23 protein-coding genes and 1 pseudogene are annotated in these 25,235 nt (G+C 56.9%); 5 read left to right on the top strand and 19 right to left on the bottom strand.

The window, feature by feature from the left end:
• Positions 1–106: 106 nt before the first annotated feature.
• From Q0915_RS18030 to Q0915_RS18020, 3 genes are all read right to left on the bottom strand, one after another.
• Positions 107–1,654 carry a permease gene (locus tag Q0915_RS18030; RefSeq protein ID WP_299476493.1) on the bottom strand — a complete coding sequence of 516 codons (1,548 nt, stop codon included), beginning with the start codon at positions 1,652–1,654 and terminating at the stop codon, positions 107–109.
• Complete coding sequence (locus tag Q0915_RS18025; RefSeq protein WP_299476491.1) at positions 1,651–2,448, bottom strand: ABC transporter ATP-binding protein; 798 nt, start codon at positions 2,446–2,448, stop codon at positions 1,651–1,653. The genes Q0915_RS18030 and Q0915_RS18025 overlap by 4 nt, the downstream gene beginning before the upstream one ends.
• Positions 2,449–2,782: 334 nt before the next feature.
• Positions 2,783–3,292, bottom strand: coding sequence for a GNAT family N-acetyltransferase (locus tag Q0915_RS18020; RefSeq protein ID WP_299476488.1), 510 nt, complete (start codon positions 3,290–3,292; stop codon positions 2,783–2,785).
• Between the two features lie 491 nt (positions 3,293–3,783).
• On the opposite strand from Q0915_RS18020, the gene Q0915_RS18015 reads away from it, so the two are divergent.
• The gene (locus Q0915_RS18015; protein WP_299476485.1) at positions 3,784–5,262 is read left to right on the top strand and encodes an oligopeptide:H+ symporter; all 1,479 of its coding nucleotides are present in this window, start codon (positions 3,784–3,786) and stop codon (positions 5,260–5,262) included.
• A 355-nt stretch (positions 5,263–5,617) separates the two neighbouring features.
• Here the strand turns inward: Q0915_RS18015 and Q0915_RS18010 are convergent, their stop codons facing one another.
• From Q0915_RS18010 to Q0915_RS17995, 4 genes and pseudogenes are all read right to left on the bottom strand, one after another.
• A complete protein-coding gene (locus tag Q0915_RS18010; RefSeq protein WP_299476482.1) occupies positions 5,618–6,487 on the bottom strand; it encodes a class I SAM-dependent methyltransferase in 870 nt (289 codons plus the stop codon).
• 85 nt (positions 6,488–6,572) lie between these two features.
• Positions 6,573–7,761: pseudogene (gene metK, locus Q0915_RS18005) on the bottom strand (methionine adenosyltransferase).
• Between the two features lie 768 nt (positions 7,762–8,529).
• Entirely contained in the window at positions 8,530–9,726 is a 1,197-nt protein-coding gene (locus tag Q0915_RS18000) for a hydantoinase/carbamoylase family amidase (protein ID WP_299476479.1), read from the bottom strand.
• A 172-nt stretch (positions 9,727–9,898) separates the two neighbouring features.
• Positions 9,899–10,372, bottom strand: a complete 474-nt coding sequence (locus tag Q0915_RS17995) for a GNAT family N-acetyltransferase (RefSeq protein ID WP_299476477.1) — start codon at positions 10,370–10,372, stop codon at positions 9,899–9,901.
• A 391-nt stretch (positions 10,373–10,763) separates the two neighbouring features.
• Between Q0915_RS17995 and Q0915_RS17990 the strand changes: the two genes are divergently transcribed.
• Positions 10,764–11,621, top strand: a complete 858-nt coding sequence (locus Q0915_RS17990) for a hypothetical protein (protein WP_299476474.1) — start codon at positions 10,764–10,766, stop codon at positions 11,619–11,621.
• A gap of 392 nt (positions 11,622–12,013) precedes the next feature.
• Here the strand turns inward: Q0915_RS17990 and Q0915_RS17985 are convergent, their stop codons facing one another.
• From Q0915_RS17985 to Q0915_RS17940, 10 genes are all read right to left on the bottom strand, one after another.
• On the bottom strand, positions 12,014–12,406 hold the full coding sequence (locus tag Q0915_RS17985; RefSeq protein ID WP_299476471.1) for a VOC family protein: 393 nt from the start codon (positions 12,404–12,406) through the stop codon (positions 12,014–12,016).
• 204 nt (positions 12,407–12,610) lie between these two features.
• Positions 12,611–13,012: a hypothetical protein gene (locus Q0915_RS17980; RefSeq protein ID WP_299476468.1), complete on the bottom strand. Its 402-nt coding sequence runs from the start codon at positions 13,010–13,012 to the stop codon at positions 12,611–12,613.
• A 4-nt stretch (positions 13,013–13,016) separates the two neighbouring features.
• Positions 13,017–13,757: a TetR/AcrR family transcriptional regulator gene (locus tag Q0915_RS17975; protein ID WP_196896604.1), complete on the bottom strand. Its 741-nt coding sequence runs from the start codon at positions 13,755–13,757 to the stop codon at positions 13,017–13,019.
• Positions 13,754–14,680, bottom strand: a complete 927-nt coding sequence (locus tag Q0915_RS17970; RefSeq protein WP_299476462.1) for a 3-keto-5-aminohexanoate cleavage protein — start codon at positions 14,678–14,680, stop codon at positions 13,754–13,756. Before Q0915_RS17970 ends, Q0915_RS17975 begins: the two co-directional genes overlap by 4 nt.
• 8 nt (positions 14,681–14,688) lie before the next feature.
• On the bottom strand, positions 14,689–17,172 hold the full coding sequence (locus Q0915_RS17965) for a xanthine dehydrogenase family protein molybdopterin-binding subunit (RefSeq protein ID WP_299476459.1): 2,484 nt from the start codon (positions 17,170–17,172) through the stop codon (positions 14,689–14,691).
• 11 nt (positions 17,173–17,183) lie between these two features.
• Complete coding sequence (locus Q0915_RS17960) at positions 17,184–17,672, bottom strand: (2Fe-2S)-binding protein (protein WP_196896607.1); 489 nt, start codon at positions 17,670–17,672, stop codon at positions 17,184–17,186.
• 14 nt (positions 17,673–17,686) lie between these two features.
• The gene (locus Q0915_RS17955) at positions 17,687–18,547 is read right to left on the bottom strand and encodes a xanthine dehydrogenase family protein subunit M (protein ID WP_196896608.1); all 861 of its coding nucleotides are present in this window, start codon (positions 18,545–18,547) and stop codon (positions 17,687–17,689) included.
• A gap of 22 nt (positions 18,548–18,569) precedes the next feature.
• On the bottom strand, positions 18,570–19,490 hold the full coding sequence (locus Q0915_RS17950) for an SMP-30/gluconolactonase/LRE family protein (protein ID WP_299476451.1): 921 nt from the start codon (positions 19,488–19,490) through the stop codon (positions 18,570–18,572).
• A gap of 843 nt (positions 19,491–20,333) precedes the next feature.
• Positions 20,334–21,239 carry a 1-acyl-sn-glycerol-3-phosphate acyltransferase gene (locus Q0915_RS17945; protein WP_299476448.1) on the bottom strand — a complete coding sequence of 302 codons (906 nt, stop codon included), beginning with the start codon at positions 21,237–21,239 and terminating at the stop codon, positions 20,334–20,336.
• A gap of 107 nt (positions 21,240–21,346) precedes the next feature.
• Positions 21,347–21,841, bottom strand: a complete 495-nt coding sequence (locus Q0915_RS17940; protein WP_299476446.1) for an MAPEG family protein — start codon at positions 21,839–21,841, stop codon at positions 21,347–21,349.
• A gap of 70 nt (positions 21,842–21,911) precedes the next feature.
• Between Q0915_RS17940 and Q0915_RS17935 the strand changes: the two genes are divergently transcribed.
• From Q0915_RS17935 to Q0915_RS17925, 3 genes are all read left to right on the top strand, one after another.
• Positions 21,912–22,223 carry a hypothetical protein gene (locus Q0915_RS17935; protein ID WP_299476444.1) on the top strand — a complete coding sequence of 104 codons (312 nt, stop codon included), beginning with the start codon at positions 21,912–21,914 and terminating at the stop codon, positions 22,221–22,223.
• A gap of 100 nt (positions 22,224–22,323) precedes the next feature.
• Positions 22,324–22,848, top strand: coding sequence for a protease inhibitor Inh/omp19 family protein (locus Q0915_RS17930; RefSeq protein WP_299476441.1), 525 nt, complete (start codon positions 22,324–22,326; stop codon positions 22,846–22,848).
• Between the two features lie 73 nt (positions 22,849–22,921).
• Positions 22,922–23,707 (top strand): hypothetical protein, encoded by a 786-nt coding sequence (locus Q0915_RS17925; protein ID WP_299476438.1) that lies wholly within the window; start codon positions 22,922–22,924, stop codon positions 23,705–23,707.
• 84 nt (positions 23,708–23,791) lie between these two features.
• On the opposite strand, the gene Q0915_RS17920 is transcribed toward Q0915_RS17925, so the two are convergent.
• Both Q0915_RS17920 and Q0915_RS17915 read right to left on the bottom strand, forming a co-directional pair.
• Entirely contained in the window at positions 23,792–24,271 is a 480-nt protein-coding gene (locus Q0915_RS17920; RefSeq protein ID WP_299476435.1) for a Rid family hydrolase, read from the bottom strand.
• Positions 24,272–24,296: 25 nt separating this feature from the next.
• Positions 24,297–25,061, bottom strand: a complete 765-nt coding sequence (locus tag Q0915_RS17915) for an alpha/beta hydrolase (RefSeq protein ID WP_299476432.1) — start codon at positions 25,059–25,061, stop codon at positions 24,297–24,299.
• Positions 25,062–25,235: the final 174 nt, after the last annotated feature.

Raw genomic sequence — 25,235 nt, 5'->3', positions numbered from 1 at the left:
AGTGCGTGCGACGCTGAAATTCCATGGCTAGCTCAAGCACCGCGGTTTCCATCGGCCCAAAGCGAACTTTGGATCGAGAGGCACCCGTCTGGAAGGCGCAAATACACTAGGTCATTGCGCTCTGTTTCGGGCGAATACACCAGGAGACCCCGAGCAAAATCAAAAGCAGCACACCGGGAAGGAGCGCCAGCGCGCTCCCAGCCGCGACGAGTGCTGTGCCGGCTGCACAAGAAATGGACGCTCCTGCCTCCGCGAGCGTCGAGGCTTTCGAAGCGACCTGCCTTCGGCGGAAAGTGGTGCGTTTGGCCTGCGCACGAAACCAGAGCTGAACCAGAATGGCACTGGCGGCCGCGATCATTGCACCGGTGAAGGTAACCGCTGCACCCCATAAAGATAACAGCGCCAGACACAGCGTAAGAGGCAGCACGATTGCCGCGACAAGCGTCAGGACCGACAAAACCTTTGCCCAAAGACGTGTGAACGCAGAGATGGGTGCCGTTGCGATGAGATCGGGCGCGTCCTCGCCGGAAATGGTCAGCCACGCAAGACCGCCGGCCAGCTGTCCGACCGCCATAACGATAACGGGGGCGATGATCACCGAGATCTCCGTGTTCTCGCCAAAACTGACCCAGAGCATGACAGCGGGCGGGATCAGATAAAGCACCTGCATCAACGTCTGGGAAACGAGCCAGGGATCGCGGGCGATCAGCTTGAGTTCCTTGTAGACGAGGGCGCCGAGCGGTGCGTGGCTGCGAAAGGCCCGTTCGGATGAACGTCCGCGCGGGGTCTTTTCCGTGACACCGAGTGCCGACACGACGATGCGGCGAAACTGAACCGCGCCAAGCCAGGCTCCCGCCGCAAAAAACACGAGGGACGCGGCAAAAAACAGAAACACCGCATTGGTCTGTCCGGCCACCGCTCGAGCGGGGAACCACCACGCAGAGCCTGCAGCCGGCGCATGGTTTGCCAGAAAAGCCGGGTCGAAGAGCGCGAAGCGGGAAATCGATCCAAAGGAAAGGATCGCAACAACCTGCATGCCGATCAGGAAGGCCGCGCCAACGACGGCAGCCAGAATTTGCGCAGCAAGGCGCGTGCGCTGCGCGCCCATCGTTCGGAACAGCGCGAGCGTGATCAAAACACCTGCTCCAGTTGCAGACAGCGATACCGTCAGGAGAACCAAGTATCCGGCAAGCCAACGTTCCCCTCCGAGCACCACTGCAACGTTGAGGAACGGAGAAATGACAAGCGCCGACATCACCCAGCTTGTCAAAGCCATCATGACGATCCGCACAAGAAACAGGTCCCGCGAGGGCGCGGGCGAAGACAGGATCAGGTCGAGATCATCACGGGCATAGAACGCGCGCGTCACCGACTCCATCGCCTGTGACAGCATCATGGTAAAGCTGAGCAGCACAGTGACCGAAAGCATTGCAAGTGCGGTCTGATCCAGCACAAACCCGGCTACAAATTGAGGGGACAGCACGGCGTAGGCGATCAGATGCATGATCGCATAGAATATGCCCATGCCGGTGAGAGCCCGCCGCAAGCTGGTGTTGCGCCAGCCTGAAAACATCCAGGCCCAGTCCCGCCAGGCGAGCCGCAATTCGTGCCGTGAAAACCGCACCAGGGCGGAAGGGACTGCGATCACGCTCATGCGGCGTTCTCGTCGAGGCGATTTGCGATGCCCGTGTGTGTGTCACCGGCGGAGACGCCGCCCACAATCTCGAGGAATATGTCCTCCAGGGAATTGCCGTCAGCGTTCGCGCGCTCGCGCAATTCCGCCAGCGTTCCTTCGGCAACGAGCTGTCCGCGCGCGATGATCCCGATCCGGTCAGCCATGCGCTCCGCGACTTCAAGGATATGTGTCGTCATGATGATCGACACGCCTTGGGCAACAAGGCCGGAGAGCACCTTCTTCACCTGACGCGCAGACCCTGCATCAAGTCCGGTGAGCGGCTCGTCGAGGATGATCAGACGCGGTTCATGGATCAGGGCACCGGCAAGCGCCACTTTCTGACGCATGCCCTTGGAGAACCCGCCACAGCGTTCATTGGAATGAGGCGCAAGTCCGAAAGACTCAAGCAGGGTGTCTGCCTTGAAACGCGCAAGATCGGGATCCATGCTCCAGAGGCCCGCCACGAATTCAAGATATTCCAGCGGCGTCAGCTTGTCGTAGACCATGGGTTCGTCAGGCACCCAGGCCAGGACCTGTTTGGCGGCAATCGAGTTGGAAAAAGCGTCGATACCGCAGATCTTGACGGAGCCCGCATCAGCCTCGAGCAGCCCCGCGACCATCCGCAGAGTGGTGGTCTTGCCCGCACCGTTCGGACCCAGCAAGGCATAGAACTCGCCGCCACGCACTGTCAGCGAGAGTTCGTTGACGGCCGGTTCGGTGAAGCACTTGTGAAGATTGAGGATCTGAAGGGCAGGGGTACTGTAAGGCGGCATTTCTCTCTCGTCCAAAAGAGGTTTCTGCCAGCTTACCGGGGGGACCTTTCGCGAGAGTAAAGCCCGGTTATGTGCCACGCACCAGGCACCCTGAGCGAACAAGAATTTCGAAAGACCGGTTTGAGGACGCTTTTCAGTCGTTCGGTTCATACATAGGGATTGTCGCCTTTGAGCCCGGAGCGAAGGATGATGAGCTCAGCATGAATGGCTCCTTCGCGCCTCCGTTTCGGTCGTTCGTTGTTTCGCAGGTTTATCCTGGCAGCCGACCTTCGTTGCTTTCAGACCCTATCGCGAAAATGTGGACTTTGCTGTCATCGCCAATGACAAGGCAAGATCATGACAAGCGATACGAGTAAACATTGTTCAGATATCCCTCGTCGTCGATTCGGAAGTGGGTTTCCCCGACATGCTCAAAACCCTGTGCGAGATAGAAAGCGATTGCGGGATCATTTTCGGCATTGGTTGTTAGCCAAACAGAATCGACATTTTTTTCACGACAGTGTTGGAGCGCCGCATTTAGCAGACGTTTACCGATGCCCTTGCCATGATGGCGTGGCTGAACATAAAAAGTTGCAATCTCCGTTTCCGAACAGCCTGATACCGGCGCTTTGCTTGCTGAGGATACGCGTATGAACGCGTCAATTCCTTCCTCATTCTCAGAAACGAGGATGAATTGATTAGGGTCAGATATGAGGCTCTCGATCTTCGAGGGTGTAAACTCTTCCAAAGCATAGTCTGCAAAAAAGGCGTTTACACCACGCTTAAGGTAAGTGCCTATCCATACCTCAATCGAGATTGCTGCAATGCTAGAAGCATCTGATTTTTTTGGCTTGCGCAAAGTCATGACCTATAGGTGTCAGCTTTCGGGTGGGCGTCAATGCCAATAATTGAGAGGTGATTGGGCTCGAGAGCGTCTTTCGCTACGTCGGGACAGAGCGACTGAAATGGGCCGCCTTATTGGTCGTTCGCCGCGTTGAAGCCTGCGCCCGAAAGCGGACATTCATTTGAGACGCAGCAAATTCACAGGATGGGCGGGAAGAAGACCTTCGCTGCGTTCGCGGTGAGCGGCAGTTACGCGGGCGGATTAAGCCGCCATAAGGTTAGGTGGTCTGATTGACCGCTTTTCTGGTCGTTCCCTTTTAACCGGCAACTTCTTGGAAGGAGGTTGATATGCGGCGACAAGGTTTTTCTGTTCTGTAGGGAAGTGGGCACGCTGCATGACGCTTTCAGGGTCCGGTTGTCGGTTCGGAAGAAGGCGCTTTGCCGAATCGCGCTGCACTCCTATAAAGGATCTGTTCAACGGTCGATACTATCGTCCCGGCTCACGGAGCCGAAATGCGCACGCCGCCGAGTCCCGCCATGACGCCGCAGCCCAAAGGCTTTTACCTTCTCTTCCTCGTTGAACTGTGTGAGCGCTACGGCTTTTATACGGCCGTATTTCTCCTTATTCCCTATGCCGTTAGCAGGATTGGCTTTTCCGAGGTCGAGGCGTCGCTGCTTTATGGCACCTATACGGCGCTCATCTATTCGACGACTTTTGCCGGCGGCATCATCGCAGACCGGTTGCTCGGCTTCCGCGCGGCAACACTCATCGGTCTTGCCATCATGGCCAGCGGCAGCCTGCTTCTCGCCACCGGCGTGAAGGCGGCCGCCTTTGTCGGCCTGGCCGCGCTGCTCGTCGGCAATGGGTATTACAAGCCCAGCGTTTCCAGCCTTTTGGGCTTGCTTTACGAAAAGGACGATCCGCGGCGCGACAGCGGCTATACGCTTTTGTACATGGGCATCAATATTGGTGCCGGCGCCGCGGCACTTGGCGCGGGGTTGTTGTCACGCGAATTCGGCTACCACACGGCCTTCCTCGTCGCCGGACTTGGTAAATTACTCGCCTTTGCTGCGCTGCTGGCGCGCGGTCGCGTGTTTCGCAGTGTCGGCGCCGCACCCGCTGATCGGCCGCTGATGCGGGCAGACTTTGCCGGACTCCCTAACTTTTTATGGCTTGCGGTCGGTACAATCGCTCTGGTCGTGCTCAGCAACTTGCTCCTGTTTCATGCCTTTGCCACCGGCGAGATCATCGCTGTCGTCTGCGCCGCGGTTTTCGGTTATTTCCTTTTCACGGTTCTGCGCCTGGATGCAAAAAGCCGGCAGCGTGCGCTTGTCATGCTGATGCTCTTTACCTTCGGTGTCATTTTCTGGGCGGTCTACAACCAGGATGCCGATACAATCCTGCTCTTCATAGCTCAGGGGGTCGATCGGACTGTCATAGGCTTCGAAATCCCTTCGAGTGCTTTTCTGTCGCTCAATTCGCTCGTCATCATCATCGGCGCGCCACTGATGTCGATCTTGTGGTTCCGGCTCGCGGGGCGTGACATAACACCGTCCGAAAGCATCAGGTTCGCCGTCGGGCTTCTGCTGCTCGGTGCGGCCTATTGCTCGCTTGCGTTGGCACCTCCGGGTGCTGGTGGGTTGGTATCACCCCTGTGGCTGATCGTTTTCTTTTTGCTGTTCAGTGTCGCGGAGCTTCTCGTCGAGCCGATCGGGCTTTCCATGGTAAGTCGCCTCGCAACCCGTGAGTTGATGGGCTTTGCAATGGGCATGTGGTTCATGGTTCACGCGCTTGGAAACTATGGCAGTGGCCTTCTTGCGAAGCTCGCAGCGGTTCCCGAGGGTACGGGCCTGGCCGGCAAAGTGGCGACAAGCCAGGCTGCGTTTCTCGACTATGGTCTGCTCGCCCTGGGCGTTGGTCTATTGCTGATTGCACTGCTGCCGGTGATTGCCCAATGGCGCAATGCAGCGGACGACGAACGGGACGCGTGAACCATGTCTGGCTCCTGCATAAGTCTTACGAGTTATGCAGAATGGTGTCGATCTCCTGTTAGTAGCGCTGCAGCCACCTTCCGTCGCGCTTCATCCAAATGCCGAAACGGGCACCTTGGCGCACAATGGCTTGCCGTTGGCAGAGCCGTCATGGAACTTTTTCTGCTTACCAAGGACCGCGTAATCGGCGAGCGCGAGCACCTGCCGGTTTGCGCGCCCTTTTCGGACATTCGCGGGCGCTGAATGACATCGCAATACCTGACACTCCGCGCCTCTCGACTGACGGAACCGCAACCTGGTTGCTCCGCGTGCCTTGACATTACAGATCCCGCCTAGCCGATACAAAGCAACGAATTTAAGCAGCAAAAAGGCGCTCAATTGGTACGTCGGCCGCGTCTGCTTTCGGACGAGATAGATAGAATTCAGCGAGGAGCTCACCTTCAGTCTCTTTGCCCTTCGGGTCTATTCCTTCTCCAATCAACCGCTCCAATACCTGGTCTTGTTCCTTTGAAGAGGCGAATTCGCGCTGAATGTAGGTCTGACCTTCATATTTCTCGGTAACGTAACCCCAGTGTGAAAGAGTCTCCTCGATCGCGTCATAAGGGAACATTCTCAGCACAAAGTTGGCGATCCAGGGCGGGCGTCCGTGCGTGATCGTTGGTAACAAGTGATCGAAGCTCTTTTCGGTGATGTAACCAACGCATCCTGTCGAGGTGACCAGATCAACCGCCTCCAAATCACCTTTTGCCGAGGCCGGGACCGGCTGAGTTTCCAGGTTACAAGTAAGGCCACTATCCAACAGGCCTATATCCTCAGCGTATGAAACAGCGTTTTTTGCCACATCTAGCCCAATCACTTTTATGTCTTCCGGTCGATCAAGGGCAGCAAAATATTGCTTATGATACTCAACGTTTTCCTTCAGGGTCTCGCTTTCGGCACGCTTCTGTCCCCAGTGCCGATACAATTTGGACATCGACAAATCGTGTTTGAGAATTGCCGAATTGATGCCGTAAGAGCAACCGAGGTCCAGCACGTTCAAGGAGCCGTCCCGCTGTAGTTTCATTTGACTGATCAGTTTCTGAAAGACTGGTTTAGCTTCGTTCGGGATAACATAGCCTAGCTTTTGCAACTCACGAAAATAGGGCCCCGGATCTGCCTGGTCATAAATATTATCCATGCACGCCTTGGCTTCATTGATCTCGTCAAAATCGGGATTCTTCGTCATCTGCTAACTCCGTGAATTGTCCATAGCGGCGCTGTGCGGCGTCGAAATCACCGCACGAGGATCTTTTGAAAACTGGACTGGATAGTTACTCGGCTGCATCAGCGCGCGCGCCGAAATGGAGTGCCAGGTCCTGGGCAAGGTCAGTCCGCTCCCAGCCGAAACCGCCGTCTTCTTCCGGAGTGCGGCCGAAGTGGCCATATGCAGAGGTGCGAGCATAAATCGGCCTCGAAAGGCCGAGACGGTCGCGGATACCGCGTGGTGTCAGGCGCACCATCTCCCTCAGCACCGTTGCAAGTTCTGTCTCGTCAACTTTGCCTGTGCCCTGCGTATCGACATAAACCGCAACCGGATCAGGAATCCCGATCGCATAGGCCAGTTGGATAAGGCAGCGATCCGCCAAGTTGGCCGCAACGAAATTTTTTCGCCAGATACCGTGCGGCATACGCTGCCGACCGATCCACTTTGGTCGGGTCTTTTCCGGAGAACGCTCCGCCACCGTGAGGGGCGGCGCCACCATAGGTATCGACAATGATCTTGCGACCGGTGAGACCCGCATCACCGTCGGGTCCGCCGATGACGAAACGCCCTGTCGGATTGATGAAAATGCGCTCCTGAGGAACGGACCAGCCGACCGGGAGTTCATGCAGGATGAAAGGCAATACCGCGTCGCGGACTTCATCCTGGGTGACATCTAGATGATGCTGCGTGGAAACGACGACAGCGTCGATTCCGATGGGGTGGCCATTTTCATATTTGAGCGTTATTTGGCTTTTTGAATCCGGTCCAAGCCTTGGTTCCCTGCCGGATTTGCGTGCCTCGGCCATCTTGCGCAGAATATTGTGCGACAGCATGATCGGCGCCGGCATGAGTTCTTCAGTCTCATTGCAGGCATATCCGAACATGATGCCCTGGTCGCCTGCACCTTCTTCGCCTTTGCTGCCTTCGTCGACTCCCATCGCGATGTCTGAGGATTGTTGGTGCAACCGATTGACCACTTCCATTGTCTGCCAATGGAAGCCATCTTGTTCGTAACCAATGTCCTTGACGGCAGTGCGAACCAAATTTTCGACGTCGGCTAGAACGCTTTGTGGACCACGCACTTCTCCGGCAACGGTGACGTGATTTGTGGTGGTGAGTGTTTCGCAAGCGACGCGTGCGTGCGGCTCCACCGCTAGAAAGGCATCAAGAATAGAATCGGAGATGCGGTCGCACACTTTGTCTGGGTGGCCCTCAGACACAGATTCGCTGGTGAAAAGCCAAGTTTTAGCGTTCATTGGTCTTCCTTCGTTGAATTCCACAGATCGACGTTGTCCAGGGCGCACGCGCGCGATCCCACCACCTGCGCGGCTGGTGGGTTCAAGTGGTTCTTTTCTGCATTGCGTCCGACAAAATATGCATGGCAAATGCACGTGATGATGGAGCGGCCCTGGGGAGTTGCGGACCACAGTCGGACTGTGAGGCACGATGCGCACCGCGATGGAGCGGGGTGCTCCGACCTGCAGGTGCGACAGACCCGGGGTCTGTTGCCAGTTCTCTGAATAGCGCAAATCTGAGCGCTAAATTTCGAGCGGACCCTAACAAGCTGCGGGTGCATTGCAACAGGCGCAGGTCTCGTCATCCCGCATCTGACTCGATTTTCAGATATAAGCTATTGAAAATAATGACTAAATTTTTTTACGAAATATTTCTAACGGAATCGCGAGCTGCTGTCGCGCCTAGCATGATCTAGCTTCTTTCACTGAAACTGCTGCTTTGCGCTTCCAATTCGGACGTTCGCCGGTTGAAGCTTGAGCCTGAAAGCAGACGTTCGTTCAAGACGCACCAAATAAACGAGTTGAGTGGGAAGCGGCCATTCGTTGCAGTCAGATCGAATGGCCGATTTGCTTGGCTGGTCCGCCGACTGGAGAAGCTCTTCCTGTTGGTTCTGCGGCAACAAGTTGACCTCGAAGAGCCAGGCCAGCTTCGGGAAGTCTATTGTCCGGCGGCAAGTTTATCGGAGAGCACAAGCGTTTGAGCAACAGAGTTCTGGTTTGACAATTGTTTCAGTTTAGTCGGCTGACGGCATCCGCCAGCACACGCAGGCCGGTTATCAAGTCGGCCTCGTGCGTGTCCTCGGCAAAATCGTGGCTGATCCCGTCAATCGACGGAACAAACAACATCGCTGACGGCATCACCTGCGCCACGTTTGAAGCATCGTGTAAGGCGCCCGACGGCATCTCGCGCCATTTACCCGGGGCCTGCGCCTCGGCTGCGGCTCTCAAAGCCGCGCGCAAGGTGGCGTCCATTGGAACCGGCTGCAGTGCCTTGATCGGCACAATTTCGACCTGCATTCCATGGTCAACGGCAATTTCGGCAACAAGATCGCGAATAAGAGTTTCCATCCGGGCAAGCCGATCGTCATCAACATCGCGCCACTGCACGTCGAACACCACTTCACCGGGCACAATGGAGGGTGCATTGGGCTTAACTTGTATCCGGCCAATCGTCCAGACTGTGCGCGGTGTCACGATGTTTCGAAGGCGGTCGTTTAGCGCGGCGTTGAATGCCGACAGCGCCTGAAACGCATCTCTTCGCTGGTGCATCAGCGTGGTGCCGGCGTGGTTTTGCTGACCTGTCAGGGTGACCTGCAGCTGCCGGGATCCGACAATATCTGTGACAACGCCAATCGCCTCGCCCGCGTCGTCCAATGTGCTGCCCTGTTCGATATGGAGTTCAATGAAACCCGAGAACTGGTTATGCGGCACGAACGCGCCTGCAAGATCCGCCATTGAAGACCGTGCATCGTGGAAAGCGACCCCGTTCATGTCCGTGAATTCGTCGGCCTCTGCAAGTGTGGTCTTGCCTGAATAAATGCTGGATCCAGTCAGCGCACCAAACCGCCCTTCTTCATCCTGGAAGTTCACGACTGACACTGGCGGACCGCCCACCTCTTTCGCAGCACGCGCGATCTCCAATGCGACGATGACACCCAATGCCCCATCGAGCCAGCCTCCTTCGGGCTGGGTATCGGTGTGAGATCCCAAGAGTATGGATGGAGCATCGGTCAGGCCGAAGACGTTGCCCGCAGGATCCACATGTGCGGCCAGGCCCGCCGCCTCAAACTGGTTGATCAACCACTTTCGGGCAGCCACGTCTGGTTCGGAAAATGCCGGACGCACCACTCCCTTGCCCACGTCACTCGCGCCGAAGGAGCGGAGCGTGTGAAGATCTCTTAAAAACCTGTCTGGCAGAACGTTCATCTTGACCTTTCCAAACTGAAAACTCCCTGAATTTGCCCGACATTCCTCAATTGGAACATTCTCTTTTCAGCACTTTCCGGTTGCGCGTGGCCGACGCCGGTATTTCGCCCCATTTCTCAGGCCGGGCACCAGGAACTTCCGAAACGCGGGACGAAACGGTCGGCCAACGCTGTCAGGCCAATATCCGCTTATAAAATACGTTATGCTCATCTGCATAGTTGCGGTTGAAGCCAAGCCTTTCCAAAAGCGCTTGTGAACGCACATTTTTTATTTTCGTGTCGGCTGTTAACGCGGTGATTGATCCAGTCGCCTTAAGCTCTGCTATCGTCAAAACGCAAGCAGTGTATGCAACCGAGCGTCCCCATACGTTTGGCGACAGAACGTAGGCAAGGCTTGCCGTGCCAGCCTTGCTTAAGGTCGCCTGCGTATAGCCGACGACAACGTCATCCTCAAACACTGTCCAGTTCAACCATGTTTCGCCGCTGGAACGTGGTGCGCCTTTCAGACGCCTTTCGATGACTGCGCGAACCGCATCGATGGAGTCTGGAGGGACCTCGTCGAGAAATTCGTAAATCCGCTCATCCTGTAGCGCCAGAAAAAGACCCTCTGAGTCTGCGGCTGTCTGGTGTTCAATAGTGATTGCCATAGATGTATTAGTGCACCCGGACTGGGCATGCTGCCAACCAACAAAACCAACATCAGCGCAGCGCCCGGCATTTGTAACTCCGCACTCGAAACTGACATTCGCTGCGAATGGTGCCGACGGCCGCAATGCGCCCGCATATCGGACGTGTGCCGGTTTTGCCTTTGCTCCCGAAAGCCGTCATTCACCGAAGACGGATTGAATTCACAAGTCGGGCGCGGAATAGCCGTTCATTGTGGGTTGGATGGAGGTCTTATGTGCCGGACTTTTCCAAACCTCTTCAGGGTCGCTTTTCCAGATGTGTTTTTTTCAAAGGCAGGGAGTTACTGACAATGCGAGGATGACATATATTGATCTGAAAGACTGAGTGACCAAACAGAGACCGGAGACTGATGTGTCACCAAGTAAGGGCCGCGTTGAAAGACTGATTGATGCGATAGGCGCAGAGTTCCAGTCTCATCTCATCGACTTGTGGAACACCTCCACGGTCTTTGATATTCAGGACGGCGCCGTTCAAAAGATGATCTCACGCGAAGCGCCGTTTGGCGTCATTGGGATCAAGATCCTGATGTGCAATCCGGGAGACGCGGATCGTCTCTTTGAGCACCAGTGGAATTTCAGCATCGGGATCACCGGATGTGAATTCACGCTTTTGGATGTCGATTACCAGAACGATGTTTGGATCGGTGATGCGACTTCCGCCGAATTCGCCGGGCACGAACAGATTGCCTACAAATCGGTTGAACACATGATTGCCTTTCAAGGCGACGATTTCGGTGTCGGAAAAGTCTTCATCGAAAAAATTGGAGCACTCTGCCCCAGCCTGCTTGAAAAGCCGCCACTGTTCTTTCGGCTGCCGCGCAGGGCGCCACCCGCCTACAGATACACTGCAGGACCAAAGGCCGTTCGCGAAGAGTTAGGCCTTTCATCTGACAACAGCACGGTTCTGATTGAGGCGATGATCAAGGAACACGGGATTGACCCCTACACGATCCTTCTGTCCTTCCAGTCTGACGAAAACTTCTGGCTGGTTGATCTCCCTGAAGCCCTTGTCGACCGCTACCAGCATGGCCTGATCGATCCAAGCCTTGGCGAACACCACTCAAATCTTCAAGTTGGAGTCTCCATTACAGCAGAGGCCTTGAGGAACAGGGTCCGGCAGAAGGCAAACAGCGCCGAGCGCGACAACAGGGTCTTTTTCTCCATGTCCGGAAGCGGTTCTGCGTCAGGTTATCTGAACGGGTTGAACTGATTTTCCGTTGGCTGGGGTCAACTTTTCTGCCGCGAGAAGGCGCGCTTTTCCCGGCAGTCCCTTCTCCGGTTCAAACCGACCTTCGCTGCGAGTATTCTGAACGGCAGCTTTGCGCAGCCTATTTGGACACTGAGTTTTTGAAGACCGACGCATTAAAGCGGACACTCAATTGGGATCCAGCGGCATCCGAGGTAGGGCATCAGGTCGACTTTCGCCGCTGGTGCAAACTCACATTCTTGCTCTCTGAAAGCCGACACTGGTCAACACGTGGCGGTTACTTCCATCGCAGCCTTCTTGGCTGACGTACCTACCTCACGGGGGGCTGCCGGAACGACTGAGACTTACACAGCACTGGGCAGCCGAGTTGCCCCGTTCAGGCTCCTTCAGCGCAATCATTCAACCATTTCTGCTTCCAAGCTTGGTTTAAAGTCGACATGGATATGTGTACCCATTGGGTCGCGTAAATTATATTGGACAATGTCCACATCGATCTCGGTGAGATCGACTCGTTCGAACTGCAGGTCGTGCTGTTTGAGTGTTGCCTCGAAGGCCGCCATGCCCTCGGCGCGAAACGCGAAGTGCTCCAGCGAGACGGCGGCGCGCTCGGGAGGTTGATCTACCTTGACCACGTGAACGACCGGTTGGTCGTTGAGATAGAGCCAAATGCCTGGAATTGAAAAGTTCGGGCGCGGGCCTCGCTCAAGGCCAAGGATATTCTCGTACCATTGTGCGAGGGCATCGGGCTTATCGGTATGTAGATTTACATGGTCAAGCGCGGTCAACATCGAGAATCTCCCTATTCGTCTGGTGCGGCTCCCACCGCGTCAACTTTCTCAAACCCCGGCGTTTTTCGGTCGTTGACATTTCGGCGTCGTTTTTGGCGCGAGCAATTAATGTGTCTGACGTGATGCCTGTCGTGCCGAGCCTCATTGGCAAGCCAAAGGACGACATTCCGCTCGATCTCAGAAAGCGTAGCGTCCTCAGATCAACTATCGTCGCACCTCCGCACGAGCCTTAACTTTGTCCATCGAGAGGATCGCGCGAGCGATACGGCCCTTTCCAATAAGGCCACCAGGATCCTCCGCGCTCACGTCAAACCAAAAAAGTGGCCCTTCGCGGTCAGTGAACCGCGCTGTGGCCAGAATCTCGACGCCAACCGGGGATGGCGCCACGTGTGATACGTCGATCTTGGCGCCGACCGAAACGTCGCCCTCTTCCAGAGCAACAGAGAGAAGAGCGGCACAGGCGCGCTCCATCGCGGCTATCATAAACGGCGTGGCAAAAACAGGCGGTAGCGTTTCACCGCTCTCGGCTAGATATTCTGCAGTGTTCGCATCTGTGACAAGAACGTCGAGCGTATGGGTCGCGCCAACCTCAAGTGTTTGAACCATAGCTTCATGTTCTCCAATTGGTGTGAGAAAGCGCGTTGAACCCTGCCGCGTGAAAACTGACAAGGACGTCGATGCTTTTTTTGGCTGCGCGAGCGCGGTCAGCATTGGCCAGCCTCTCCCGACGGCCTGTATTCGCGCAGATACCCAGCATTGCGGCCACCATGGCGGAAAAACCATCTACGATGTCCTCAAGCTCGACCCCGGGCAGCGTGCGATGAAACTCGCAGAGGTAAGTGCGGGCCGTATCGTCGTAGTGACGGGCGATGATTTCGGTGCCAAGTGGAGAGTTAGCCAAGCGTCCCATCAATGCAGCATAGTTCCTCCAGCCAGGTTCGCCGTGGTCAGCGCTTTCGATGAAGGGTCGAACATAGGCGCGAACAAGGATTTCCACGGGGATCGGAGCCTCTCCGGCGGCGCGACGGGCGTCTGCGAGCGCGTCGAGTCGAAGCGACTCCATGACGGCTGCCCGCCGTGCGATGACAGTGTCGAAGAGGTCTTCCTTGGGGCCGAAATGGTAGCCCACCGCGTTGATCTGCACGTCTGCAGCTGCGGCGACATCCCGGATCGACGCACCATCATAGCCACGATCAGCGAAAAGACTTTCCGCCGCGTTCAGTATCCGGTCGCGGGTCTCGTCGGGGCGTCCACCTTTTGGTCGACCGGGTTTGCCCTGCAGTTTGCGTGCAGGCGCAGGCGGCGTACCCTCCAGCAGAAAAACGGACGACGCTGTGCTCTTCTCCTTCATGCGGTAACCCTAATCGGCGTGAGACTGAGGATGCGCTGCGCCTCGGCTGGCGTCGCCGGGCGCAAGCCCAGACCGTCCAGCATGAACTTTGCGGCCTCTACTTGCTCAGCGTTTGAGATTGCTAGTTGGCCGGGCCCTGCCCACAGAGAATCCTCAAGACCCACCCGCACATGCCCTCCTGAGGCGGCGACCGTCGCAGCGACCCGCATCTGATGCGCCCCGGCGCCGAGCGCAGACCACACAAGATCGTCACCAAATAGACGCAACGCCGTTCTGCGCATATGGGCGATGTCGTCGGGATGCGCGCCAATGCCGCCAAGAAGGCCAAAGACTGTCTGAACGAAGAAAGGCGGCTCGATCGCCCCGATATCAACAAAGTACGCGAGTGTGTAGAGGTGAGACGTGTCGTAGCATTCGAACTCGAACCGGGTGCCGTTTGCGCTGCATGCATCAAGCACGTAGGCGATGTCCTTGAACGTGTTGCGGAAGATCAGCTCCCGTGAGTTCTCGAGATGCTCCCGCTCCCACCCTGCCATCTGCGGATGGCGCTTTAGCATGGGGAAAAGCCCGATATTCATCGAACCCATGTTAAGCGATGCAAGCTGGGGTGCAAGCATCTGTGCCGGCTTCACCCGTTCCTCGACGGTCATGTAGGGGCTACCACCCGTGGTGAGGTTCAGGACCGCGTCGGTTTGCGCTGCGATAGGTTCAACAATGCGCCGGAAAGCCTCCACGCCCTGATCGGGTCGTCCGGTCGAACCATCCCTGGCGTGGAGATGCAGGATCGCGGCCCCTGCGGCGGCTGCCTCAACAGCCTGTGCCACGATCGCGTCCGATGTCACCGGCAGATACGGCGACATCGAAGGGGTATGAATTGCGCCCGTCAGTGCGCAGGTGATGATGACAGGTTGGCGGTCAGCCATATCTGCTCCTACTCCGCCGCGACGGCCTGTTCGCGCTCACGGATCAAACCACGCAAGATCGGCGGTGTTACCGGTAGCGTGCTGATTTTAACCCCGAAAGAAGACAAAGCGTCCTCGATGGCCGTCGTCAATGCAGAAGGTGCACCCAACCGACCGCCTTCCCCGCCACCCTTGATGCCATATTCGGTAAAAGGGGAGGGTGTCTCAATGTGACCCAGCTTGAAGTTGCGTGGCATCTCGTTAGCCGTTGGCATGGCGAACTCGGCAAAGTTGGGGTTTGTGAACTGTCCATCGCCATCATAGACAAACTGCTCGAACAGCGTTGAGCCGATCCCGTTGGCTGTACCGCCCCAAACCTGCCCACCGAGGGTACGGGGGTTCACGATCGTGCCGTTGTCGTGGACCGCGGCATAATCGAGGATCTCAACTTTTCCTGTGCCCGGATCGACCTCGACGGCAACGACATGACAGATATGGCCTACGATTGGGTAGAAGATGCCCAGGTGTTTCCGGTCGGGATCGGGATCAGCGGAGACCGGGTGATCATAGACGGCGGTGGTTTCGAGGCCACTGTCGAACGCCTCCTCATCAGGGAAACTCAAGCGGAAGAAGCTAGACGTCAACGCTATCTCAGCAAAGGACTTCTCCTGATCCGCCACACCCTTGACGCCGACTGCGCCGTTGCGCAATTCCAGATCCTCTGGCCTGCGTTGCAGCATACTCGCGCCAAAGCGCAGCAGACGCTCCTCCAGCTTGATCGAGGCGCTGACGCAGGCCCCGGCGATCATGGCGGTGAAGCGGCTACCCTGTGGGCCTACGCCGTTAAAGCCCGACTGGCTGTCGGCGTAATTGATCACCACGTCTTCCGGTGCGATGGTCAACCGTTCGGCCAGAACCTGCGTTACCACGGTCTCGGGGGAGTTGCCGACCATCGGCGAGTTCAGCGTGACAAACAGCTTGCCTGATGGGTCGATCCGCGCGCTGATGCCCTCCGGCGTTGAGGTCAGTGTGAAGCCAGGCGTTTCCTTGTTGTTGAGCGACCACCACTCTGTCGGCCCATAGACACTGCGCTCCATACAGGTGGCAAGTCCAATTCCCACGCAACGGCCTTGCGCCCGCATTTCAGCGGCCTTCGTGCGCCAGGCATCGTAGTCGAACAGTTGCTTAGCCTCGCTCAGTACGGCCTGGAAGTTGCCGCTGTCATAGATGTTGCCGGTCGAGATCATGTATGGGAACTGATCGGGCTGTATCATATTTTGTTCGCGCAACTCCACTCCATCGCGCTGAAGCTCTGCGGCGGCAGCGTCGACCAGGCGCTCCATCACCCAGTTGGTAACCTCGGAGCCGAAGCCGCGATAAGGGCCTTGCTGGCACTTGTTGGTAAGCACTGCGATGACCCGCATCCCGAAACTTGGTATCTGATAAGGGCCGGTTACTTGTGCCATGGCGTTACCGTGGGTGCCGACGCCGAACTGGAGATAGGCGCCGTAATCATCCAGCACCGTGAAGCGCATGGATTTGAAAGTGCCATCATTCATCACTGCAAGTTCGGCGTCGTATAGCCGATCCGAGCCGTGGCTGTCGCAATTGGTGAAATGCTCCAGGCGATCCTCGATGTATTTCACCGGAACGCCTGCGAGCCGGGCGAGGCCCGCCGTCAAAATGATGATTTTGTGGATAAATACCTTGGAGCCGAAGCTGCCGCCGGCGAGTACGGGGATAATCCTCAGCTCGCCCGGACTGACCCGCAGCGACCCGCCGATCACGAATGGGATGAAGTTGTAGAAGTTCGTGTTGGCATGGATCGAGTAACCGCCCTTGAAAGCATCATAATTCGCAACCACGCCGCACGTCTCTATGGCCTGCGCTGAGGAGCGGTTCCAGCGCAGGCGACGCTTGATGATGCGGTCGGCACAGGCGAAATCCTCGTCGACGGGACCGAATTTGAAGCTTTCATCGAGTGCGCAGTTACTCTCTCGATCGTCCGGATGGATGACCGCGTCGCCGGTTGCCTCCAGCGAAGCTTCGATGTCGACATTGGCCGGCAGCACGTCGTAGTTTACTTCGACAAGCTCCGCCGCATCCTCGGCAATGTACCGGTCCTCGGCGACGACGGCAGCAACCACTTCACCTACATGGCGGACCTTGTTTATCACCATGGCGTGCTGCGGTACCGGTGGGGAAGCAAAGCTTGGGCATGGGTCGACGACGGTGGCGAGGTCCTCGCCGGTATAGACCCCGATTACGCCCGGCAATGCCTTGGCCTTGGACGTATCAATGCTGACGATACGCGCATGGGCATGTGGGCTGCTGACCATGGCCGCATGAGCCATTCCGGGTACGACGATGTCGTCAATATAGCCGCCCTTACCGGAAAGAATGCGGGGGTCTTCCACGCGCTTCATGCTCTGGCCGATCCAGGTCAGGCCCTGGCGGGGCAGCTCACGCTGGCGGCTGGGCGGAATGACGTTGTTATCGAGATGGGATGCCACGGGTCTCTCCCTCATGCCGCTTCTGTTTCGGTCGTGCGCAGCTTGGCGGCGGCGGAACGGATGGCGTTGATGATGTATTGGTAGCCGGTGCAGCGGCAAAGATTACCGGCGATGGCTTCGCGGATTTCTTCGTCCGTCGGGTCGGGGTTGTGGTCGAGCAGCTCCTTCGCCGCGGCCAGCATGCCCGGTGTACAGAAGCCGCATTGCAGGCCGTGCTCTTCCCAAAAGGCGTGCTGGATCGGGTGGAGATCGTCCTGACCAAAGCCCTCGACCGTGGTAATAGCCGAGCCATCCAACTGCACCGCGAACATTAGGCAGGAGCGGACAGCCTTGCCGTCGACCAGCAGATTGCAAGCGCCGCAGACCCCGTGCTCGCAACCCACATGGGTTCCCGGCAATGCCAACTCATGTCGGATGAAGTCCGACAGCAGCATCCGTGACGGGACCAAGGCCTGCCTCACGCGCCCATTCACAGTCAGCGAAATCGCGATTTTATCCATGTTTTCCTCCCCTTTTATCTGGCGCGTGTAACCGCTGCGCCAAGAACGCGCGGTATCAGTGCGCGCACCAAGTCGCGGCGATAATCGGCGCTGGCACCAATGGTGTCGGCGGGGTTTATTGCGGACGCGGCGTCTGCGGCGACCGCCGCGAACAGATCGCCCGAGGGCGCTTGCCCGTTCAAGGCAGCTTCCGCCTGTGTCAAGCGTAGTGAGCGCTCGCCGATCCCGGCGGCAGCGACATGTGCGCCGGCTATCCGCCCTGCCTCTAGTCGCAACGTCGCCGCGCAGGCGGTCCAGGCAAAGTCACCCTTGCGCATGGAGACTTCCTCAAAGCCCCAGCCAGTGCCTGTCGCTGGCACGGGAATGCGCACCTCTGACAGCATCTCGCCAGGTTGCAACGCAGTTTCATAGATGCCGGTAAAGAAGGCAGTTGCGGGCACCTCGCGGTGGCCGCTTTGGCTTGCGACGATCATCACCGCGTCGAGTAGTTGCATTAGCGCGGGCATCTCCGATGCCGGATCGGCATGACACAGGTTGCCGCAAAGGGTGCCGCGGTTGCGCACGGCCGAATGCGCGACCCAGTCGTAAGCGTCGGCGACAATGGGCAGGTGCTCGGCAACGAGTGGCGCGCTTTTGACATCCGCATGGCGAGCGAGCGCGCCAATGGCGATCATGTCTCCTTCCAGGCGGATATAGTCGATGTCGGGCACGCGGTTGATGTCGATGAGGTGCGATGGCTGAGCCATGCGATAATTCATCATGGGCACAAGGCTTTGCCCTCCGGCTAGTATACGTGCGTCTCCTTTTTCCGCCAGGAGTGCCAACACCGTGGGCAGGTCTTCAGGCCGACTATAGTCGAATTTCGCGGGTTTCATGCTTCCTCCCTTTCAGACGCGCTCATCCGGCGAACCGAGGCTCCGGTACGCCACGGATACCCAAGCCCCGGATGCGGAACAATGCACCCGCGGCGAATTGAGGCTTGGTCTGTTTTTCGAAATTGTCGTGGGCGGCCGGGTGGCTGACTCGCGCCATAGACGTGACATAGATGTCCATCAGGTCCGGCCCGCCGAACATCACCGATGTGATATTGCGCACCGGCATGGTGATCTTGCGCTCGATGCTGCCGTTGGGGGCATAGCGGATCAGGTCACCCGAGATTACCTGCGCATTCCAGACGCAGCCTTCTTCATCGACGGTAGAGCCGTCGGCGAAGCCGCTGTCGTCGGCCGTTGAAGCGAAGACTCGCCGGTTCGTGAGCGATCCTGTGCTTAAGTCATAGTCATAGGCCCAGATCTCATTCCTGAACGTGTCTGCGAAGTAGAAGGTCTTGTCGTCCGGGCTCCAGCACGGCCCGTTCGAGCAGATGATGCCACTTTCGACCTTGTTCAGCGTCATGTCGGGGTCGAGCTTCCAGAGCCCGCAAATGCCGAGTTCCTCTTGATCATCCATGCCACCAGCGAAGAAGCGTCCTGCACGATCGCACTTTCCATCATTGAGGCGCGCACGCGAAGGATCGTCATCCACCTGGGCGATCAACTCAGTGCGCCCGGTATCAAAGTCGAAGGTGTAGAAGCCGTCGCTAAGCGCCAGGACCGCGCCGCCATTCTTGCGCAGCGCCATGGCGCCGACATCTTGTTCGAGCGGCCACGAGCGGACATCGCCGTTCTCGGGGTCAAGACGCCAGATAGCATCCTTTCCGACCCTGGACCCTGTGCTGTCCACCCAATAAAGCGTGCCGGAACCATGATCCCATATAGGCCCTTCACCAAGATGGTTCTCACAATCCAGAACGCATTCAATTGTAAAATGTCGAGCCACATGATCCTCCAGTCATCGTTGAGTTCAATTATTATATTAGACGTACGTATAAATCAAGTGTCTTCGCATTAAGGGTATCCCGCACCGCCTGCCGCAAGGCGCGCAGCGCTCTCCTCGTTTGGTTGCTGATATCGTGTTTGGACTGCGCCCGACGTTCGGTGGAAAGCTGAAGCAAAATCGTCTAGAAGTATAATAAAACAAAAATTGCCTTATTTATTTGACAGCATAAATAAAAGCTAGGTTATTAATCAACAAAAAAGTGAAAACAATTAAATGCGTATCGCGAACAGAGATGCTATTTACATTGGTCGCGGCTCTGAAATCGTCATCAGGTGTGCGAAGTTTGGCAACAAATCAAAGAGAGCTAGCGCTGCGACAAACAAAAAATCCAATCTTCGGCATCGCCGCGAAAACTAAAAAAAAGTCTCAGGGCGTCAGAATCTCTTGATTTGACAGTGTCCGAAAAGGACAGGAAGCAGCGACTTGTCAGTCATATGCTGATGTCCGCATACCTGTCAGTGCCAACGAAACCCGACAGTCCATTCGCGGCTCCAAAACTGCCATTCGCAGAGGTCGCACACATGTCCGCATCGTGCGCATCTCAAAACCCGGTGCCGAAACAATCAGACGACTGCGCACGAGATGAAGCCGTAATTCGGCCAACGCCTAGATTGAGGACATGAAGCGGTCGGCTCCGTGCGATCGACGAAACCAGATACCGACAGCAACGTTTCAGATCTGCCGGAAACCAATGTGACACAAAGCCTGGAGATTTGGGCCGCCTCCCGATTTCGCGGGACTGCGTCCAAGGATGCTGTTTTGCTTAGGCGTTTGCCGTGGCTGCTAGAATTCGGCGTCCGGGTCGGTTGCCAGGGTCTCCGCGCAATGGATGCGCATTTGCTCGGTCAGTTCTGTCAGGTCGCCCTGCAGCCGGTCAGGCCTGATGGGCTTGCCGAAATGCACGCTGAATTTGGCGTTCTGCTTGTTGAGCAGTTCGTTGAACACCGTCATGTCGCGCAACTCGGTTGAAACGCGCGCCAGGAAATAGAATAGGCCGGAATTCCGCCCACCCATGTGCATTGGAATGATCGGTGCCTTGTTCTTTCGCGCAAGTGCGAGGGCGGACGTCATCCACGGGCGTTCGGTGAGCTTGCCCTGATGCCAATAGGCGAGACGTCCGGACGGAAACAATACCACGACCCGTTCCGTCGCGAAGGCGGACGACGCGATCTTGATCGTTTCCTTGGATTTCGCCCGGCTCTTGAAATCGGCGCGCCATTCGACCGGGATGATCATCTCCGCAAGACGCGGATTGATCCGGATCGCATCCCTGTTGGCAAAAATCGCCAGGTCGGTGCGCCTGGACTTGATGGCATCATAAAGCACGATGCCGTCTGCAATCCCGGTCGGGTGATTTGACACCAGGACGACGGGACCTTCCGTCGGTACACGGTCCAGTCCCAACGTGGTCACGTCGAGCGTGAGCAGGTTGCTCAGGTGTGCGAACACATCAACCGCTTCCATCTGCGAGATGGTGTCCGCCATGTCCACGGCGGACCGGTACCGTAAAATACGATAAGCGAACGGCTTGATGAACGGCCACCAAGGGCTTGCCATCACCAGCTTGCCTCGCTCAGCGATCAGAGCATCAACAACATGCTGGTCCGTGAGCTGGCGCTGCAACGCTTCTCTTCGGCGCGCCGGCAAGGTGCCAGTCGCCTGATCCGTCGTCTGATCTGTCGTCCGCACAATGCACCTCTGCCCGTCGGTAACCTGTACTACACACTTGCATCGTTAGCGAAATCAGCCGCGCGGTGCAAACACTCCCTGAAATAAATTTGCGATCAATGGACGTCTCAGCTCCACAGTGAACTTGTGAAAAGTGCCACAATTGTGATGAAGGACGCAGTCCATGCCAGAGAGCGGGGGTTGGACCGATCGGTCCAGTAGCAGAATATGTAAATCACGCGCAGAAGGACAAACAGGACTGCCAATTGGTCGATCCAGTATTGCGAGGCACCCTGGCTCATCGCCACAAAAACGGACACGGCAAAGAAGGGAAACGCCTCAAACCCGTTCGCTTGTGCAGCCTGCGCGCGTGCGCGAAAGCCGTCCTTCCAATAGTCCGGATCGCGCGGCCGGGCGTTGTCAAACTCCCTGCTGAGCTTGGCCGGAACGACGGAAAGAACGGGCAGGATGGCGGCGGCTAGAATGCACCATAGGGCGGTCGGCATGTATTGTTCCTCATTGTCCAAGTCCCGAATCACATAGTGCATCTGCGGCGAAAGGCGCAGAAGAATGATGCCGGAAAATCCTTGGAACATTGTCAGATGTACTTGGGTGACGGTCATTTCCTCATCAAAACGACGCCTTGTCACATTTTCTTCCGGTGTCGCGCCTGCCAGCCACCTGAACCGGCATGTGAAAAGACTGCTTTCCGCTCATGGCGTAGAGGCACGCGGACTGGCGCCCAAGCCGTTCGGCGTATTTCTTTTGCCGTATGCAATCGTGCCAGGCCGCGTCATTTATCTGACTGAAATGGAAGCGATCGCTCTGCCTGCGCATTGGAAATCCACAGCGTCCAGACACTGGCGGTCGATTGAAAATGACGTTTGCGGTTTTCACAAGTTCAGCCGCTGCATCTCCGGTTTTCAAAAGATACGGTTTGCGATCGATAGGCTGGTTGAACCCTCAAGGCGTCATGACGCTACAAAGCGCTGGCAAGTGGCCTGATTATGAAAGTACGTGAATTTTTCTGGTATTTTGGATTTTAAACAAATTGTAGTCTAAGAGTTGCCTCCATAATGAGACGGAGATGAGGGATTGATTCGTCATGAAGCGTGCGGGAAAACTGGTTTTGGTTTTGGGAATGGTGGTTCTGGTCGCCGGATGCCAGAGACTGTCAGGGGGCAATAATGTTGCGCCTCTTCCTGCAACCCCGACAACACCGGTCGGGACAGGCACGCTGGACCCGTTGGACCCCAATGCCGCGCCTCCGATTGGCACGACGACCGATGTTGCCGCGGCACCGGCCGACCTTGCAACAAATCCTGTTGCGGCTCCGACAAATGCTCAACAGGTCGGACGAACGGATCTTCTGGGTGGCTGGAAACTGGCTTCGGCCGGCGACAACTGCATGGCATTCATGACGCTGACAACATGGTCCGGCGGCTACCGTGCAAATACCAGAGGTTGTAGTACCCCCTCGCTGTCCGGTATCTCGGCATGGGATCTTAACGGTAATCAGGTGGTTTTGAAGGATGGTTCGGGTCTGATCGTGGCACAACTTTATTCCAGTGAACCCGGGAAGTTTAACGGTCAAACCTCGACAGGATCGCCTATTTCGTTGTACCGTTAAAAACCCTCGGTATTTTTGCTGGACACTGCGCGTTATAGGTGTATATTTACATGGCAATCGGAAAGGCTGTGTAATGTCAAAATACGAACCTTTACGCGAACACTTGGCACGACGCGAAGATGTCGTCTGGGCGGCAAAGCTCGACGAAGTCGAAAATATTCTCGGAACATCTCTCCCCAGAAGTGCGCGGGAGCACCGGACATGGTGGGCGAATTCCGGCGGTAGCCTGGTTCACCAGAATGCCTGGCTGGATGCGGGATGGCGCGTCGAGCGGACGGACCTGATGCGCGATGTGATCGTGTTCAGGCGGCTGCGTATCGGGGGGACGGTCGCCGTCGGCAAGGCCGTATCGTCCGATCGGTTTGCCAAAAGTCCTCAACGTTCCGCTGAAAAGCGGCTGACCAAGGAAATGGCCGCCCTGCGTCAGCCTGCGACGGTCACGCTCCGGTCCGAGTGGACGACGCTCGGCGACGTTCAAAACACCCCCTGTTCGAGCAACACCATTCCGCAGCAGGGCGGCGTCGTGCGCTTTGCCGCGCTTGACGGCGACAAAGTTGTCACGGCACTTGTTGCAACGCTCTCGGTCTCAAAGATTTACCGCGGGCTGCGGCTCGAGATTAAGGGCCATGATGCGGAAGATGATGCCCGCGTCGGGCCCGAGCTTATCAAGCGGGCTGGATTTGATCCGGACGCTCCCGTCGAATGTGATGTGGTAAAATCCGGAAACGCCTGGCTTTTGACAGATGGCCGCGGTCGGAAGGCAAACCTTGACGACCAGTCGGAATGCTATCTCGTTGCACAGCTGCTCTACCTCCAGGAGCTGCAAAGCGGGCGCAATTGCACGCTTTTGCTTCGCTGAAGTCTCGTCCCCAAGGCGCTGCCTGCCAAACTGAAGCCGCACCTGATTTGTTCAGGCGCGGCTTTTTTTTGATGAAGGCGTCAGTTACTTCGCCGCAATCATCGACACTTCGACAAGGACCGGTGCGCCTGGCTTTGAACCCGGCAGCGCGCCGACTTCCACCGCTGCTCTGGCGGGCGGCACGCTTTCCTCGTCCCAATAGGTTCCGTAAACCTTGTTGAACGCGCCGTAATTCCCCATGTCGGTCATGAAGACCGTGGCCCGGACAACATCATCGAAGCTGTAACCGGCCTCTTTCAGGACGCTTTGAAGGTTCTCCATCACGATCCTGGTCTGCGCGGAGACGTCATTGCGCGCCTCCTCGGGGATTTCACCGTTCACATAGGGAATTTGGCCAGAGACGAACAGCATCCCGTTTGCCAGCTTGATCCCTGGTGAATAGGGCGCAATGGGTTTGTTGCCCTCAACGTAGACCGGCGTGCGCGCATCCCCGGCAAGGGTCGGCTCACCGGCCATCGAAACGATGGCGAGCGCGCCGAGTAGTACGCAATATGTCTTCTTCATCCTTGATCCTCCTCTATGGTAAAACTTACTTGGCAGCTTCGATGATCAGGTCGGCGACGAATTCAGGTTGTGACACCATGACGGAATGGCTTGCATCGACTTCGCGTGAAACGGCACCGATTTTCTCGGCGAATTGTCGCTGCAGCTCGGTTGGTGTCATGTGGTCGTCGCCGGCAATGGCGTAGAAAGACGGTTTGTCCTGCCAGGCAACGTTCGACACGGGTTCGCCAAGCGCCTTGCTGTTGAGCAGCCCCTGGCTGGCGGCGATCAGGTCCGTTTCCTGTTTTGGCAGGTCTTGCGCGAAATACTGTGCGGTCGCTTCCTTCGGCAGGAAGAAATATCCCTGGGCATCCTGCTGAAGTGCCCCGATGCCCGGTGCGGGAAATTTCTCCAGCTCGGCGGCCTCGCCAAGCGACTGGCCCGCATCAGGGGCGTAGGCCGCGACGTAGACAAGCGACGAGACCTTGTCATGTCCACCGGCTTCCGTGATGACCATTCCACCCCAGGAATGACCGACAAGGACCACTGGTCCTTCTGCGCGTTCGATCGCGCGGTTTGTGAATGCAACGTCTCCTGCAAGTGAGTCCAGTGGGTTCTGAACAGCGATCACGTTGAGGCCCGCAGCTTCGAGCAAGGGTGTCACCTTGTTCCAGCTGGAACCGTCCGCAAATGCGCCGTGTACAAGAACGACGGATTTTGCCGTGAGGTCCGCGGCATATGCTGCACTGGCGGAAAACGCCGCGGTTGAAGCAAGTGCGGCTATGGCAATGAGATTTCGAAGCTTGGGCATGTGGTCATCCTGTGTTGAGAAAATCTAGCAAGCAAATAAATAGTGTACTAATTAATAATAGGCTATCTAACATTGAGATTGTCAAGCGTTAAAAATGCAGCGTGGAAAATCACTTTCAATTCATACGGTTACATGTGCGGCATATTGAAAATGCGCATCGGGTCACCTAAAGAT

This window comes from uncultured Roseibium sp. (assembly GCF_947494555.1).
In the GTDB taxonomy this organism is placed as follows: domain Bacteria; phylum Pseudomonadota; class Alphaproteobacteria; order Rhizobiales; family Stappiaceae; genus Roseibium.
The sequence above is the reverse complement of the archived record's forward strand: the minus strand, read 5'-3'. Positions and strand labels throughout refer to the sequence as shown.